Raw genomic sequence first — 15,729 nt, 5'->3', positions numbered from 1 at the left:
CACTCCACGCTCGGGTATATCACACCGGTTGATTATGAGTTACATGCTGTAGCAAAAGAACCTATCGCAGGGTCTGAAATTACTTGACCACTACACTTGCCCCGGCTCAAGGAACGTGACGGCCCCGGCGCATCTGCCCTTCAGGTAGCAGGCCAGCAAAGAAGGGGCGCGTTTTGCGATCGTCGAACGGCTCTGCCTGCAGAGGCAGCGAGGTGGATAAGGCAACAGCGTTTTGTTGCGACAGCCAGCCAGGTGCGTAGCAAAAGTTCAGGCGGCCATCGACCAGCGCCAGCATGCCGACACGATCGGCGAAAAGCCAGACTTCCAGCTCATGTGCCATGGTCGTCACTCTCTCGTTGATCGTTAGCAGCAACAGATGGCAATCCGCTCAAATGGACCTCACCACCCAAGGCATCAATGACCCGCAGCACGTTTTCCAGTCGCAAGGTGGGCTTGCCTGCTTCAAGATCGACAATGAAGCGCACGCCCACCCCAGCCGCCAGCGCCAACTGGGGCTGTGTCAGCCTAAGTTGCTTGCGAGCAGCACGCAGTGCACGCCCTAGTTGTTGTGGTGATCGGATGAGTGTCATGGCTTGCTCAGTTTCCCGTTCGGGAAATTATCAGCCACAACCAGACTATGTGCAAGCGATGTTTCCCGAACGGGAAATAATGACCTGATTAGCAACGAATGTCAGCCATCTGAATAGAGTGCAAGGGCTGCGGAGTGGTCGAAGCAGCGGCGATCAGCAATCGTTCGTGCAGTGAGCAAAGATCAAAACGCCAGTTGAATCGGTAACCAAAGGCGGCAAGATAGCGAGCGGCATACTTGCGGAAGTTGAAAGCATGGAACAACCCGACAAACTGGTCTTGAGATTACCGAGTATAGTGTTGACCCACCGGAACTCGGGAGTCTCCTTTGGTTTGCGTCCGGCGATAACTGTAAAATAGTGACTGCAGCCAATTTCTGTAACGGCACCAAAGCAGGCCAAGGCATCCGAGAATACCTGCTGCCGGGTGCCAGACAATCCTTTGCCCAGGCTGAAATTACCTTCAGCGTAAATCCCGAGACTGGGTAAGCCTCACGCGCAAAGGGTGATCATCCTCAGTCAGAGACACAGCGGGTGTCAACGGCAATAATGGGCACCTTATTCTCTGAACCTCTGCCCGCTTTTCCACCCGCACGCTCTCCACCAAGATAAGTATCATCGACCTGGATTTTGCCATCAAGGACATAGCGCTCCTCACGGACGGTGAAACCCACCTGACCACTACATACTGCCAGGCTCGCCGCGCAGAAACCATTTGAACAGATTGAACGGAAGATCCGGTAGGGCTTCGCGCTGGGGCAGTTTGCTCCCTCCGGTAGCCAATGCCGCAATCCAACGCGCTTGATTTGTCCGCGCGTAACCCTCTGATCTGTATGGGCCTGCGTTGCGGCCTTTGCGGCCTTTGTGGACTTTGTGGACTTTGTGGACTTTGTGGACTTTGGGCCATTTTCGGGGAGCGAGGTCGGAGCGGGGAATGGCCAATTCGGGCGGCTGGCGAAGTCCAGAGGCTCCCGCAGGAACCCCCAACAACGCGCGGAAACACCGGTGCGATCGGGCAAGAAAAAACCCCAACCGAGAACGGTTGGGGTTTCATTATTGGCGGCGTCTATTTAACAGCAGCCTACAACCCGCATGAATGCTTGATATAGATAAGAGATATAACCAGGGTTACTGTAAAAGTTACTGTATTTATATTTGGTTGGGCGCTTGGTAATCACCCTTCAGCAGTAAATTATACCCGCCACACTCCAAATCCATTGGCCGTTTGATCAAACCAGACTTTCAAAAGCTACCCCAATAAACGAAATCTAACACAGACTGGCTAACCTCCATATCACGCTCCCAAATTTATTGGAACGTTAGCGCCAGCCGACTCACTATCAGCAAAACACACCCCGCACCGTAGCGATTTAAGCGATTATTTTCAGGCGGGCGAGGGTAAGCCTACCCTTGGTTAAGATTCACATATCTCACCACCTTGATTCGGCCCTGTAAATAGCACTCAACCTGTTGTTTTACTTGAACTTTATACTTTATAAGGTAAAATGTGTATTAGTGATTATGAATTAAGATTCGCATTTACGGGCAGGACTAAATGACTCAAACCGCTAAGGCCGATAAAATTTATCTGGGTAACCAAAGGGGCGGCACAACAGCACATGTGGTAGAGGCTCGCAGGAGGATGGCAGCTAAGTCGTTTGTGTGTCTGGATGTACTGGCTGAGGCAGCAGGCCGCGGTGACATAGAAGCATGTAAGCTATTACTTGAACGCGTGATACCCCCGGTGAAGGTGCAGACAGTTACCCATCTGGTTACTAAAGACATTACCCCCGAGGTAATAAGGATGGTGGGTAGCCTGGTCAAAGTAATGGAGGCCATACAACACAGACTGGCTAAGCTGGAGGCCCGCACCAAATGACTACGAACAAAATACAGAGGCAGCTAATACTTGAAGTACTGAGAGCAGGCCCAGCCAGTACACTAGACTTACGAAGCAAAGGGGTCATGCACCCGGCTGGTAGATTAATGGAGCTCAGGAACAAAGGCTGTCTGATTGATACCCACTGGAGCTGGGAGTTCGACAGTGCTGGTATAAGGCACAGACAAGGGCGATATGTGCTGCTGAGTGAAGCGCTGTAATGTATGTTTGCTAGCCTGATCTGGTGTTTGGTCTGCCCTTAGTTTCAAAGACTTCTAATTCCCCCCTGATAAACCCACCAAGCTGACCCACGGGTGCCCACCCCCCCCTGTAGAGTTAGGAGTCCCACACTCCTACACCATGTTCTGAACGAACGGCCACTAAGTGCACTAAGTCCGGCTTTGAATTACCCCGGCCACTGTGTCTGTAGATGCGATTATTTTTAGGCGGGTAAGGGGTAAGCCACCCCTTGATTAGAATTATCACTCCTGAAAACTCAGGACAGCAGGCCCACGGGTGGGCGGGGGTCACTTAGCGGTTTGAGTCCCTGGTGCGGTTCAGAGGGAGCTTGGGAACCAGCAGTTCTGAGGGGTACCCCACACAAGACAGGTTAGAGATTTAGTACTCAGTGCGCTAGTAAACCTAATAATATTAGGCTGGGCTTATTAATGTCTGGGCTAGCGCCCTAAGTTTTCAGGAGCGCAATGGTTTTGTAGTGCCCTTTTAGAGGCGTGGAGTGCACATAAACAGGAAACATAACAGCTCTGTGTATCACCCATGTTATGCTTGAAACTGGCTCTGGCATTGGGTTTCCGGGGTTTTCATAACACCTAACACAGGTTTGTCACTCCGCCCCGTACACAGTATTTACACACACGCTAGCCTATCTGTGGTGTGGCTCCTGTATATACTATTATTATTATTAATATAAAAAGTAGTGTTAGGTGTTATGAACAGCTTGGGAACCGCACCAACACTGGGTTTCAGACATAACACCCCACTGTAATTTAGGTGTTATGTCTGTTATGTCTGAAACCCAGTGTGGTAGGCTGACACACCAGATAGGCTAAAGACTCAGTGCCTTCTGTTCCTCCCGCCCCCTCAGTAGTTCAGTTGCTATTTCTTTAGCTTCTGCTTTAGACCATTTTTTGTGGTTGCGTATTATCCAAACACGCTCAGGGTTTCCGCCCGCCCATATGGTTTTGTTAAAGCGCGCTGCGCCTGCGTCTTTGAGAGCGTGGACCATACGATTGTCCAGCTTACGATCATGTTGGATTAGTGCTGTTCGTATATTACAATTGCCAATAACGTCTGAGGGCCAATCATTAATAATATCCTCTATTAGCAGTACATCTTCAGATTTGTTTGCTTCAATGACTTTCAATTTTGCTTCATCTAGTGGTGGTCGCTGGCCTGGGTTGAACCCTCTAATGTCACGGTCGCGTAGCCACAGCCGCACAGCTCCAGCGTTTCTACCATCGTTGAACCATGGAATAATGCCCGTATAATGCTCAGGCGGTTTGGTATCTAGCTCATGCACTACAACCCAGAATCTGCGGTCAGTGTGGTCTAAGGCTACTGCGTCCTCGTGGTTACTGAAAATCACCCACCGGCAGGCGTTATACTCCTGATACTGTCTAACCCCTTTAGTGTTGATAATCCGGGTTTGTTCATTGATGAGTGACTTTAATCTTTCTTTATACTCCCACTTACTACCTGTTTTCACCTCGTCAACAGTGGCAATAATTTTTTCGGCAATGGGGGAATTAAAATCACTGCTCAGTAGGCTGGTCAGATCCACACCTGCAACCCCGTACCCACTAAAAACCCCCTGTACAAGGAACCCGCCATACATACCTCTGCCTTTGCCTGTTTCTTGTGATATATGCACCCAGCCATAGTGTGGTAACTCACCGGGTTTTTGTATAGCGTGCGCCAGCCAGTCCAAATGGGTTTCTGCAACGTCACCAAATAAATACCCAACGTGCTCACGGAAAGGGGAAATATCAGCGCCAGCCAATGACTCATCATATTCAAAATCTCGCCATGAATTGAGGGCTGCTTGCCCTTCCGGGTCTTTGCAAAGTGGCCCTGCCCCTGCCCGGAATGTCTTTGTAGCCAGGGTTATCCTTGCCGGGTGCTCCCTCCATAAATCTATAGTGGGCTTTGGTTTGATGACACCCGCGCCTCCAACATCAGTCTTGCACGATGCAAAATGGGTTCTGGCACCTGCTAAACTTACTGACATTTTTGGGTTGCTTAAGCTGCTTATCCGATCCAGCTCTGAGATATACACAAGATTGGCTAACATCCCATCAAGGTCATAGTTAGGTGGCCGTACATCAATGCCCCCAGTTTGGCTCGGGTCTAACCTGGCCCTGTCTTCTGCTATTCGGAACTCTCGTTGCCGTTCTTTCTGGCCATGCTGATCAAGCTCCCCAGCCTCTTCCCTGATCATCCGGGAAGAGTCACCCCCATACTTAAGACAACACAGTACATCTGCTGTATCAAGGGCATGGCCTCCGTGGTTCTGCGCAGACAGTAAATCTGTTTCCCCATGATGCGAGTAAACCCGTTCTTTACCATCACCACCCGGATAAATATGTACACCTGGGCTGCCTGATTCACTATTGGGCGAGAGCCATTTGCCCATGTCTACATAATCATGTTCTTCCAGCAGTTCACGAATATCATAGTGCCTATTAATCTTGCCAATTATCCCAACACCAAGACCTTCTGCCCTTGGCTTGGGTGTGGCTTTTTGGGCCTGGGCATCTCTTTCCTCTGACCAGAGTTCATACAGCTCCCTGGCATCTTGTACAAGCTTGCTATCACTGTTAGGGTCGAGCCACTCGCCTTTATGCAGCTGGTTTATAGACTCAAACGGCGCATCAGCAGTTAACTTGTTGGGCGCGTAGAACCCCTGCTGTTTGCGCGCCTGTGCAGCGTCTGTGCCCAGACTTATTGCGGCACCTTTGGCCAGTGCTTCATGCTGTTTGTAGTCGATTGAACAGTTATACGGAATGACCACTTTCCACTTGTTCACAGGTGGCAGTACTTCCCCAGAGTCCTTATCGGTCACCCCCTGCTGGTGGCTTGAGGTAGTGAACGCTATATACCGCAGCCCCAACCCTTTATACTTATCACCTATCTGCTCCCGAGTTAAATCATCGTGGTCATGGTCAATGACCAGCGCATGGAACCTTGCCTTTACAGCATCGTGCTGTTTCTTGCCCTCACTGTGGAACGGAGTAATAAGCGGCGCCGTCTCTTTCGCCCCTACTCGGGGACTGACACACAGTTTGGCTAACTCATTCGCACTGATGAACCTTGATGCTGTCTGCGCTTTGTGGGTATCAAACAAACTCAAACCCTTCACCTCGTCGGGGCGAATTTCAACAATATCAGCTACACACCCAACCAGTGTCAGGTGGGCTGGTTTGCAATCTAAAACTACAATGTTATAATTATCAATGACTTGTGTGGCTACTGTATTGGAAGATGTGGTGGCCATTTTTATTTGCCCTCCAACAGTTTGCGTAAGTCAGAAACCCGCCATGCTGTCGTTCGCTTACCCAACTTTACACCAGCAGGATAAATACCCTTCTTAACGCCTGCGTACCAGCTTGACCTACAAACCGGGAAAACTGCTAAAACTTCCGGCAGACGAAGAAAACCCTCTTGTGTCAGAGGGTTAGTTGTATCTTTCTGCATATCAGACTCCATATTTAAACTGTGATGGAGTGATTCTATGTCTACCGATAGCTAAAAGTTGGGCGCAAAACGTACCTGGGCACTCCCAGCCCCTTTTAACCTGTCTGATCGTTTATATTTCTCCAACGTGCCCACCACGCCCTATCGAGTTCTTTCCTCTTTATCGCGTCTCTGGCGGTTTCCATCTTTTTTACCAGAGCTTTGTAAACCTGCTTCCGCCACCGGCTATCGTCAGAACCATTAACCCCGCACAGCCCCCGAAGTTGTATCTCCTTTACAAAGGATGAGCCATTTTTCAGATAGTCATTTGCAGGCTTTGTGCACTCAAGGTCACCGCCCGGCACCCGCACAAAATAATCTTTGAAAACATAACCCCATACCTTCTGCACTTTGGCCTCAAAAGCGTAATGGTTATGCAGCCCACTACCGCTCAAACGACAGGTTTCGTCCCTGACCTCCAGCGTACGTACCTCCCCAGGCACAAGGCCGGCTAACCCACTGAACGGCTCATATATATGGGGCACATACCCCATCCCCCACGATGGATCTGGTTCCAGCCATTTGATTATGGCCAGCGGTTTAGGCTGGACAGTCTTTTTACGTGGCATTAGGCCATCCTCCTGGGTAGTGCAATAATCTCAGCACCAGTTTTTAACTTATCCAGATAATCCGCCCAATCCTGCATCATTTGTTTACGCTCCGGTAAGTGCGTAGTTCTGTTATAAGCCCGTCCGTTTGCATCACGCACAGCATGGGCTAACTGGTGTTCAATAAAGTCAGGGCGAACATGTAACTCTTGATCAAGAATAGTCCGAGCCATTGCACGGAACCCGTGGCCGGTCATTTCATCCTTACCAAACCCCATCCGCCGCAGTGCTGCCAGAACCGCGTTATTACTCATTGGGCGGCTAGTGGTACGAGCACCCGGAAACACAAAACGACCACTCCCGGTAAGTGCATATAACTCACGTAATATCTCTACAACCTGGGTGGCCAGAGGCACAAGATGAGGCTCACGCATCTTCATCCGCTCAGCAGGTATGTCCCATTCAGCTTGATCAAGGTTAATCTCAACCCATTCAGCGTTACGCAATTCACCCGGACGAACAAAAACATAAGGCGCTATACGTAACGCGCACTTAGTCACAAAATAACCTTGATAACTATCTATGGCTCGCAGTAACTCACCAACCGCTTGCGGCTCAATGATGGCTGCGTGGTGTGCTGGTTTGGGGGAGGGGAGAAAGTCGCGTAATGAAGGAGCGGGGTTTAGTTCGACACGGCCTGTGGCTACTGCGTAGCGGAATATTTGCCCACAATTTTGTAAGGCTCTGTGTGCTGTCTCTTTTGCACCACGTGATTCAATCCTGCCTAATACGCTCAGCAACGCAGGTGCATTAACATCTGTTATATGTTGTTTGCCGATCCAAGGGAAAATATCACGCTCCAGCCGACGGATAATCTTGTCTGCATGAGACGGTGCCTACTCAGTTGAAAACTTGCTGAACCATTCACGGGCAACATCTTCAAATGAGTCTATTGCAGGCAGTCCTTCAGCAATACGCCTATCGGCTTCCCTTTCTGTTGCTTGTTTGGCTTTGTGATCTTTGCGGCTGGTACTGGGGTCTATGCCATTAACAACATCTTGGCGGGCTGCATCAGCCCTATCACGTGCTGCTTTCAGGCTAACAGTTGGGTAAACACCCAAAGATAGAGTTTTACGCTTGCCGTCTATACTGTAGTCAAACCGCCACCATTTAGAATTGTTGGGTTTGATTAACAGGTATAAGCCAGCACCGTCAGATAACCGCTGAGTTTTATCATCAGGTTTTGAATTGCGAATAGCTACATCCGCTAAAAGATGGCGCTTCATGCTGCCTCCAGAACAATGCAGTAACTTTCTACGAAAAAGCAGCAACCCTGGTGGTTACTGTAAAAGTTACTGCATATTATACTGGATTCTACTGCTTGTTACTGGATTTGCTAAGACACTAAAGATCTAATAATGTTATGTTTTCATAAACTTACTAACTTCTTTGGATGTCTCCAAACCCTAAATTGGTGGAGGCGGCGGGAATTGAACCCGCGTCCGCAAGTCCTCTACAGACAGTTCTACATACTTAGCCATGTTGTTTAATTTAACCTGGCATCCGCCAACCGGCAAGCTGATGACAGGCGAGTTACCTATTTTTTAGCGCTTTGTAAAGTAACCCTGCAAGGCGCGATCCTCGTTAGTGACTCCACTGTCTGTTGCCAGACCCGGCGTTGAGGCCCACCGGCGTGGAGTTTAGCCGGATTAAGCGGCTAAAGCGTAGTTTTCGTCGTTTGCGACTATTTTTTTTCAGCTGTTTTACGAGGGTACTGAACCTCGGTATGCCCTGCACTGCTTTGCAACCCACGTCGAAACCGGATCGCCCCCGAACATGAATTCGTAACGTATAAGAGCTGATGTTGATGAGAAAGTTCAACCAGAGAATTGTAACAGATTAAATATACTGCAGCAGATCACCCGGGTGGTTAATTAGTTCAAATGCTCCCCATGTTTCCGGTGGATCACCGGTGCCGAGATAGCCATAAAGCGCCACGATCGGTTTTACTCCGGCAGCAAGGCTGGCTTGCACATCACGAATATCATCTCCCAGATAAATACAGTGATCAGGAACTGTGTTTATCTGACGGCAAGCAGTAAGCAATGGTTCCGGATGAGGCTTGGTGTAAGCAGTGTCATCTCCACTGATAATACAGGCCACACGGTGATGTAATCCAAGCAGATGTATGAGCGGCCGGGTGAATCTTGCCGGTTTATTAGTGACGATTCCCCATGGAATGGCCTGATCATCCAGTTGTTCCAGTAACTCAGGGATACCTGGAAACAGGCGAGTATCCTGGCAAAGCTGTTCGGTATAAAAAGAGAGAAATTCCTCCCGCATGACCTGGTAACCAGGATCATCCGGTTTCAGGCCAAAACCAAGATTCAACAACCCGCGTGCACCAGCAGAAGCAACGGTACGGATCAGTTCGATCGGCAAAGGCGGTTGATCGCGCGCAATACGCTGTCGGTTGAGTGCACGACCAAGATCCGGTGCTGTGTCCGCAATGGTTCCGTCGAAATCGAACAGGACAGCTTTTCTGGCCATCAATAATACTTAATGTATCTTGATTGCATCAGGCTTGAAATGTCATGATGTAGTTGACACTGGTATTGGCTTCCAGAGCGTAGGTTTTTGTGATTGGATTGTAGGTCATGCCGATAATCCCGGATTCCATCAATCCGGCAGTACGTGCCATGTGCGCCAGTTCGGAAGGTTTGATAAATTTCGCGTACTCATGCGTTCCTCGTGGCAGCAATCGAAGAACGTATTCAGCACCGATGATGGCATAAAGATACGCTTTTGGATTGCGGTTTAGCGTCGAGAAAAATACCCATCCACCATTTTTTACAAGGCGGGCACATGATTGAATTACGCTGGCAGGATCCGGCACATGCTCCAGCATTTCCATGCAGGTAACAATGTCATAATACTGAGGAAGCTCAGCCGCAAGCGCTTCCACAGTTATTTTACGATAATCAACCTGATGACCGCTTTCCAGAAGATGCAATTTTGCTACTTTCAGCGCCTTGTCGCTCAGGTCAATCCCAGTCACCTTGGCACCGCGTGCCGCCATGGATTCGGATAATATCCCGCCGCCACAACCGACATCGATAACTGTTTTTCCATCTAATCCTGCAATTTCGTCAATATAGTTCAATCGAAGCGGATTGATTTCATGTAACGGTTTGAATTCGCTGTTTGGATCCCACCAGTGATGCGCCAGTTGACTGAATTTCTCCAGCTCCATTGGATCTGCGTTGATGCCATCATTTTTCATACAATAATTTACCTGCAAATTTAACTGGAAAGATACTTTTGCCGACAGCTGCATCCCTGAATAGTTCAGCTCTGTTCAGGGTAACAAGTTCTCGATTACCCGGCAATATCCGCTTGAACGATCGATGATTAATGCGGGCAGTCACTTTTCATGCTTTCATAGCAAAAAGCCCTGCGCGCTGGCAGGGCTTTTAGATGATCCAAGTTGGATACGAAATAACTTTTAGTTAATGGTTTCTCTCGTACCAGCCACTTCAATTTCCACACGACGATCCGGTGCCAGGCAATTAATCAATGTTCTGGTTGCTTTAGTGCCCTGGCAAGAATCACCGGTAACCGGGTTGGATTTACCTTTACCATCGGTAAAGATACGATCGGCACCGATTCCCTTGGAAACCAGATAATTTTTGACGGCTTCTGCGCGTCTCACAGAAAGTTTCTTATTATAAGCTTCCGAGCCGATACGATCAGTATAGCCTACAGCGATGATCAAATCGTAATTTACCCCTTGCAGGTTTCTGGAAAAATCATCCAGCGCCTGCATACCTGTTGGTTTCAGAACAGCCTTGTCAAAATCAAACAATGCATCTGCCGAGAAAGATACTTTCTCAGGTTCAGTCACGACCGGCACTACCGGTGGCGGGGCCTCAACAACTTGCTCCGGTTGCTTGACCAGATCAGGATCACATTCATAAATGGCCTTGGCAGGTGTCCAGTAGCCGGTGCGCCAGCATAGACCCGTTGAGTTTCTGGCGACAACTCCGTTATCATCCACTGCATAGGCTTCAGCTTTATCTGCCGCGCTGAAGCCTTGTCTTTGTTCTTCATGTAAATCAGCCATTACAATCCCGGATGCCAGCAATCCGGGCAAAATAACGGCTCCCATCAGATATTTCCTGGCTAATATCATTTTTTTCATGCTATTGTCCTTGTTCTTAAGTATAAAAACCTGTATCACAACCACCCACGATCAATTTTTTATACGATCATTCATACTGTTACGACTCTCCCGCCCATCGTAATCAGATCAGCATTGCTCGCATACTACCGGCAGCGATTATGAGTTGATCCTTTTATCTTTGTCAAACCGAAGTGTATCTTCTGCACAACACTGTATCAAACCACATAGCTCAATGCGGACAAACCTTCGCGCGCTTTTAACGATACACACTCCATAAACAACACGGCAATTACAGAGTCAGCCAAGATCTTATTTTTAGCCGAAAAATCTGGCAGAGCAAGTAATATAATATGCAAATCTGATAATTAATATTGCCGTGACCCCAAATAATACATATCCAGTTATTGAGGCGGATGGTTTAAGACGCTGCTTCGGCCATCGTGTTGTCGTGCACGAGGTAAACCTGAAATTAGACTGTGGGGATGTCCTCGGATTTCTGGGCCCAAATGGTGCCGGCAAAAGCACCACCATGCGGATGTTGACCGGTAATCTCGCTCCCAGCAGCGGGAGCGTCCGGATTTGCGGGGTAGACTTACTGAAAAATCCGCTTGAAGCAAAACGTTATATTGGTTATCTGCCTGAAATACCTCCTCTCTATAAAGAACTGACGGTAGATGAGTATTTACGGTTTGCTGCTCGGCTGCATGGTCTTGCCAGCACATCGGTACAAATTGCACTGGATGAGGTAAAACAACAATGTGAACTGGGTGATGTGGGAAAGCGGCTGATTGGTATTTTGTCGAAAGGCTATCAACAGCGGGTTGCGATTGCCCAGGCAATTATTCACCGGCCACAACTGATTATTATGGATGAACCAACTGTCGGTCTTGATCCAAACCAAATGCAAAAAGTACGCGCACTGATTCGCGAACTCGGTAAAACTCACGCCATTATTCTTTCCTCCCACATCCTCTCGGAAGTAGAAAGTGTATGTAACCGCGTACAAATCATGCACCAGGGCAGGCTGGTACTGGACGACAATCTGGACAACCTGAAACGGCGAAACATGCACCTGGAAAAGATATTTACGCAACTCACGGCAGAGAATGCACCTGCCCGGGAACGGGCGCAATGACGATGTTTACTATCGCCAGTAAGGAACTCAAGTTGTTATTCGCATCATCGCTGGTGTGGGTTTTTCTGGCAGTGATGCAACTGGTTCTGGCCTGGGTATTTCTGGGGCGGCTAAATACCTTCCTCGAAATACAGTCTCAACTAGCGCAACTCGCCAATCCACCGGGGATAACTGAAGTCATCGTAGCACCGGTATTTTCCATAGCTTCCATCGTACTCCTGGCAGTAACCCCTGTACTAAGCATGCGCTTATTCGCAGAAGAGCGCCGTAACCATACGCTGGTCATGCTGATTTCAGCACCGGTTTCCATACCAGCCATCGTGCTGGGCAAGTTTCTGGCACTCATGATTTTTTTCTGTCTGATACCGCTGTTAATAGTCATGCTATCCATTTCATTATTGACAGGGGGCATGCTGGATTTCGGGCTGCTGGGCAGTAATGTAATCGGGCTGATTTTGCTGGCAAGTTGTTTCGCTTCGCTGGGGCTGTATATTTCCAGCCTCACGTCCTACCCGGCCATTGCCGCGCTGGGCAGTTCGGGGGTGTTGCTGTGCTTATGGGTAATGGATATCGTGACCATCGAATCAGAAAGTGCTGTGCGCCATTTTTCCCTGTTCAGACATTTTGAAAACTTCAATATTGGTCTAATTGATACGTTCAGCCTGACTTTTCTTCTTCTTTTTGCCATCACCTTTCTGATACTGACCATATACCATCTGGATGGGGAGCGGCTGAATGGCTAAGTTTCTGATCCAACCGGTTTTTTATGACCACGTTTAACAAAAAATCAGGATTACGATCCCGCTGGCAAAACGATCTATTCATTGCCTTGTTCCTGGTATTAACGGGCGTGCTGGGTTATCTCGCGCTGGAGTTTCGTACACAGTGGGATCTCAGTCAGAATAATCGCAATAGCTTGAGCCAGGCCAGCATCGATATATTGCAAAAGTTTGACGGCCCGGTACAAATTACCGTTTATGCAACACAACAGGATTTGCAACTGGGCGATATTCGCGGAATCATCAGCAACTTCGTCAGCGTTTATCAACGAATTAAACCTGATCTGATCCTGAATTTCATTGATCCGGTAGAACAGCCGCAGCAGGCGCAAAGCGCAGGTGTCAGACTTAATGGCGAAATTGTCATCAGTTTCAAGGAACGCAAAGAGCGTCTTGCTACCATTAACGAACAAGCATTTTCGAACGCATTGGTTCGATTGGCGCGTACCGGAAAAAAACAGTTGCAGGTATTGTCTGGCCATGGCGAGCGAAAAATGGATGGTATCGCCCAGCGTGATATGGGAAATTTTAACAAGAAGTTGCTGGAAACCGGCTTTGAAAGCAAATCTTTCAGCTTTGCCGATCAACCGGAGATTCCAGATACCGGCATACTGGTTATTGCATCCCCGCAGACTGAACTGCTGGAAGGGGAGGTAAAAAAGATACTGGATTACCTTGCCAAAGGTGGAAATTTGCTGTGGCTGGTAGATACAGGCCCCTTGTATGGATTGCTGCCGTTGGCTGAAAAACTCGGCATTGTATTGACACCCGGCGTTGTGGTTGATCCCCAGGCAGATCGGCTGAGGGTGCCATCAACGTTTGCGCTAGGAACCCTTTACGGTTCACATGCTGTAACAGAAAATTTTGATTTCATTACGGTATTTCCTTTTGCTCGCCAGCTCATTCCCGAGGAAAATACCGATTGGCGCAGTGTCACTCTGGCAGAAGCAGCTCCGCAGGGTTGGGTGGAAACTGGCCCGCTGGAAGGTGAAATCAGTTTTGATGAGGAAAATGATGTTGCGGGTCCGGTGGGGATCGCCGTCGCATTGAACCGGGTGGTAGAAGATCGCGAACAACGGGTTGTCGTCGTTGGCAGCGGACATTTTCTGGCCAACAGTTATCTCGGTAACGGCGGTAATCTGGATTTAGGTATGAATATGATTAATTGGCTCGCCGGAGATGAGTCATTTATCTCGATTCAGCCGCGTGTCACCATCGACAGCCGACTGGAGCTGAGTGAGCTACAATTAACCCTGATCGCCACTGGTTTTCTCATCGCTCTGCCACTGATATTTCTTGCAAGTGGACTCTTCATCAGCTGGTACCGCAAACGCAGATGACGTGCAATCCAGTTTCTGCTGTTTGCTACAAATTTTTGTCAGATCATGCCGGAACTGCCTGAAGTCGAAGTCACCCGGCGTGGAATAGATGCCCACCTGGCCGGCAGATACATTACACAGGTAAAAATACGAAATTACGCTTTACGCTGGCCGGTATCGCCTGAATTGATCACACTGCTCCCCGGTCAAAGAATTAACACCATTACTAGACGAGCAAAATATCTTCTGTTTGCTTGCAGCAAAGGCACACTTATCATACATCTGGGCATGTCGGGCAGTTTGCGTGTACTACCCGTATCAACGCCGTCATTACTACATGATCATTTTGAACTGTGGCTGGATAATGAAAAAATGCTGCGTTTTCGTGATCCTCGACGGTTTGGTGCGATACTGTGGTGGGACGAGGATATTCACCAACATCCATTATTGCAAAAGTTAGGGCCTGAACCCCTGAGTGATACTTTTAATGGATTGTTTCTGCATGAAAAAATACAAAAGCGCAATGTCAGCATCAAAGAAGCACTCATGAATCAGCATATCGTGGTCGGCATAGGTAACATTTATGCTAATGAAGCCCTGTTTCATGCCGGCATTTCTCCCCTGATTGCCGCCAGCAGTCTAAGTACGGCGACTTGTGCAAGATTGGTTGATGCTGTCAGAATGACCTTGCAGCGTGCAATTGAAGCAGGCGGGAGCAGCTTGCGCGATTTTACTGATTGCGATGGCAGCCCCGGTTGCTTTCAGCAACAATATTGGGTGTACGGGCGAGCGGGGCTGCCATGCCGGAAATGTGGCGCACTTGTGAGTAAAACCCGCCAGGGACAGCGATCCAGCTTTTTTTGTGCGCAGTGCCAAAAATAAAAAAGCCAGTCAAAGCTTTAACCCGCGAGCTTAATCAAACCCCATGCTGTTGCAACCAGGTATCCAGCAATCGGCGCAGTGATTTAATCGGACGATAACCCGTAGTGATCAAATAGCGATCTGTTCCGCTTTCGGCCACAAGTGCCGGAAACCCGCTTATGCCCCATTGCGCAGCACGCTGGAAGCCGGCCAAAGTTTGTTGTTTCGCCTCATCCGATTGAAATACCGAAGCAAACTGCAATTCTGATATAGCCAGATCAGCAGCAAGTTTTACCAGGACGGAAAATTGCGTCACGTCTTTCTGTTCAACATAAAAAGCGTGCTGTATCGCAGCAAAAAAGGAGAATACTTTTTTCGATTCGATCAGTGACACACTGGCGATGCCTCGGCAGGCAGGCTCAGTGTCGTAAATGAATCCTTCCGGCAGGGCGTTTTCAAAGGTAAAAGGCTGGCCGGTCGCAGCATGTACCGTATGCCAATGCTGCAGAATTTGTACTTTTTTTTCTGGTAAAAGCGGCACATTCGTTCCTGGCCGCAGTCCACCGGGGATCAGCCCTACAGTCAAGGCTGCCGAATATTCCTGCCTGATTTGCTCGATAACCGGCGCAAACCCCCAGCACCACGAGCACATGGGGTCGGCGATATACCATAGAACCAGTTTTTT

At 48.8% G+C, this 15,729-nt stretch carries 16 protein-coding genes, 1 other RNA gene and 2 pseudogenes; 6 read left to right on the top strand and 13 right to left on the bottom strand.

Translation table 11 applies throughout. The annotated features are described in order from the left end of the window. Window positions 1-106: 106 nt before the first annotated feature. From BM331_RS09335 to BM331_RS11460, 3 genes and pseudogenes are all read right to left on the bottom strand, one after another. Window positions 107-340, bottom strand: coding sequence for a HipA N-terminal domain-containing protein (locus tag BM331_RS09335; protein ID WP_256214881.1), 234 nt, complete (start codon window positions 338-340; stop codon window positions 107-109). Then, window positions 330-590, bottom strand: coding sequence for a helix-turn-helix transcriptional regulator (locus BM331_RS09330; RefSeq protein ID WP_074929082.1), 261 nt, complete (start codon window positions 588-590; stop codon window positions 330-332). Before BM331_RS09330 ends, BM331_RS09335 begins: the two co-directional genes overlap by 11 nt. An 88-nt stretch (window positions 591-678) precedes the next feature. Then, a pseudogene (locus BM331_RS11460) lies at window positions 679-1,246 on the bottom strand (IS1595 family transposase); the annotation flags it as partial. A gap of 896 nt (window positions 1,247-2,142) precedes the next feature. Between BM331_RS11460 and BM331_RS09320 the strand changes: the two are divergent. Then, window positions 2,143-2,466 (top strand): hypothetical protein, encoded by a 324-nt coding sequence (locus tag BM331_RS09320; protein ID WP_074929080.1) that lies wholly within the window; start codon window positions 2,143-2,145, stop codon window positions 2,464-2,466. Beyond that, window positions 2,463-2,687, top strand: coding sequence for a helix-turn-helix domain-containing protein (locus tag BM331_RS12420; RefSeq protein WP_074929079.1), 225 nt, complete (start codon window positions 2,463-2,465; stop codon window positions 2,685-2,687). Before BM331_RS09320 ends, BM331_RS12420 begins: the two co-directional genes overlap by 4 nt. An 845-nt stretch (window positions 2,688-3,532) precedes the next feature. Here the strand turns inward: BM331_RS12420 and BM331_RS09310 are convergent. The 9 genes and pseudogenes from BM331_RS09310 to BM331_RS09275 form a co-directional block, all read right to left on the bottom strand. Continuing rightward, window positions 3,533-5,980, bottom strand: a complete 2,448-nt coding sequence (locus BM331_RS09310; RefSeq protein ID WP_074929078.1) for a primase-helicase family protein — start codon at window positions 5,978-5,980, stop codon at window positions 3,533-3,535. Between the two features lie 2 nt (window positions 5,981-5,982). Beyond that, window positions 5,983-6,180 (bottom strand): helix-turn-helix transcriptional regulator, encoded by a 198-nt coding sequence (locus BM331_RS09305; protein WP_074929077.1) that lies wholly within the window; start codon window positions 6,178-6,180, stop codon window positions 5,983-5,985. 95 nt (window positions 6,181-6,275) lie between these two features. Then, on the bottom strand, window positions 6,276-6,788 hold the full coding sequence (locus BM331_RS09300; RefSeq protein ID WP_074929076.1) for a hypothetical protein: 513 nt from the start codon (window positions 6,786-6,788) through the stop codon (window positions 6,276-6,278). Further along, window positions 6,788-7,648, bottom strand: a pseudogene (locus BM331_RS09295) (tyrosine-type recombinase/integrase); the annotation flags it as partial. The pseudogene BM331_RS09295 and the gene BM331_RS09300, both read right to left, overlap by 1 nt. Window positions 7,649-7,663: 15 nt before the next feature. Continuing rightward, entirely contained in the window at window positions 7,664-8,053 is a 390-nt protein-coding gene (locus tag BM331_RS12415; RefSeq protein WP_371265354.1) for an Arm DNA-binding domain-containing protein, read from the bottom strand. A 186-nt stretch (window positions 8,054-8,239) separates the two neighbouring features. Next, window positions 8,240-8,599: a transfer-messenger RNA gene (gene ssrA, locus BM331_RS09290) on the bottom strand. A 67-nt stretch (window positions 8,600-8,666) separates the two neighbouring features. Then, window positions 8,667-9,317, bottom strand: a complete 651-nt coding sequence (locus BM331_RS09285; RefSeq protein WP_074929075.1) for an HAD family hydrolase — start codon at window positions 9,315-9,317, stop codon at window positions 8,667-8,669. A 28-nt stretch (window positions 9,318-9,345) separates the two neighbouring features. Beyond that, the gene (ubiG, locus tag BM331_RS09280) at window positions 9,346-10,050 is read right to left on the bottom strand and encodes a bifunctional 2-polyprenyl-6-hydroxyphenol methylase/3-demethylubiquinol 3-O-methyltransferase UbiG (protein WP_074929074.1); all 705 of its coding nucleotides are present in this window, start codon (window positions 10,048-10,050) and stop codon (window positions 9,346-9,348) included. A 222-nt stretch (window positions 10,051-10,272) separates the two neighbouring features. Beyond that, window positions 10,273-10,968, bottom strand: a complete 696-nt coding sequence (locus BM331_RS09275; protein ID WP_074929073.1) for an OmpA family protein — start codon at window positions 10,966-10,968, stop codon at window positions 10,273-10,275. Window positions 10,969-11,326: 358 nt separating this feature from the next. On the opposite strand from BM331_RS09275, the gene BM331_RS09270 reads away from it, so the two are divergent. From BM331_RS09270 to mutM, 4 genes are read left to right on the top strand one after another with little or no spacing between them, the layout of a single operon-like run. Next, window positions 11,327-12,085: an ABC transporter ATP-binding protein gene (locus tag BM331_RS09270; RefSeq protein WP_074929072.1), complete on the top strand. Its 759-nt coding sequence runs from the start codon at window positions 11,327-11,329 to the stop codon at window positions 12,083-12,085. Continuing rightward, entirely contained in the window at window positions 12,082-12,828 is a 747-nt protein-coding gene (locus BM331_RS09265) for an ABC transporter permease (protein ID WP_074929071.1), read from the top strand. The genes BM331_RS09270 and BM331_RS09265 overlap by 4 nt, the downstream gene beginning before the upstream one ends. Window positions 12,829-12,851: 23 nt before the next feature. Further along, window positions 12,852-14,204 carry a GldG family protein gene (locus BM331_RS09260; RefSeq protein ID WP_074929070.1) on the top strand — a complete coding sequence of 451 codons (1,353 nt, stop codon included), beginning with the start codon at window positions 12,852-12,854 and terminating at the stop codon, window positions 14,202-14,204. 45 nt (window positions 14,205-14,249) lie between these two features. Next, a complete protein-coding gene (gene mutM, locus BM331_RS09255; RefSeq protein ID WP_074929069.1) occupies window positions 14,250-15,065 on the top strand; it encodes a bifunctional DNA-formamidopyrimidine glycosylase/DNA-(apurinic or apyrimidinic site) lyase in 816 nt (271 codons plus the stop codon). A gap of 34 nt (window positions 15,066-15,099) precedes the next feature. On the opposite strand, the gene BM331_RS09250 is transcribed toward mutM, so the two are convergent. Beyond that, window positions 15,100-15,696, bottom strand: coding sequence for a DsbA family protein (locus BM331_RS09250; RefSeq protein WP_256214880.1), 597 nt, complete (start codon window positions 15,694-15,696; stop codon window positions 15,100-15,102). Window positions 15,697-15,729 lie beyond the last annotated feature (33 nt).

Source organism: Nitrosomonas eutropha (genome assembly GCF_900116685.1).
Lineage (GTDB): Bacteria > Pseudomonadota > Gammaproteobacteria > Burkholderiales > Nitrosomonadaceae > Nitrosomonas > Nitrosomonas eutropha_A.
This window is presented reverse-complemented; position numbering and strand designations above follow the sequence as displayed.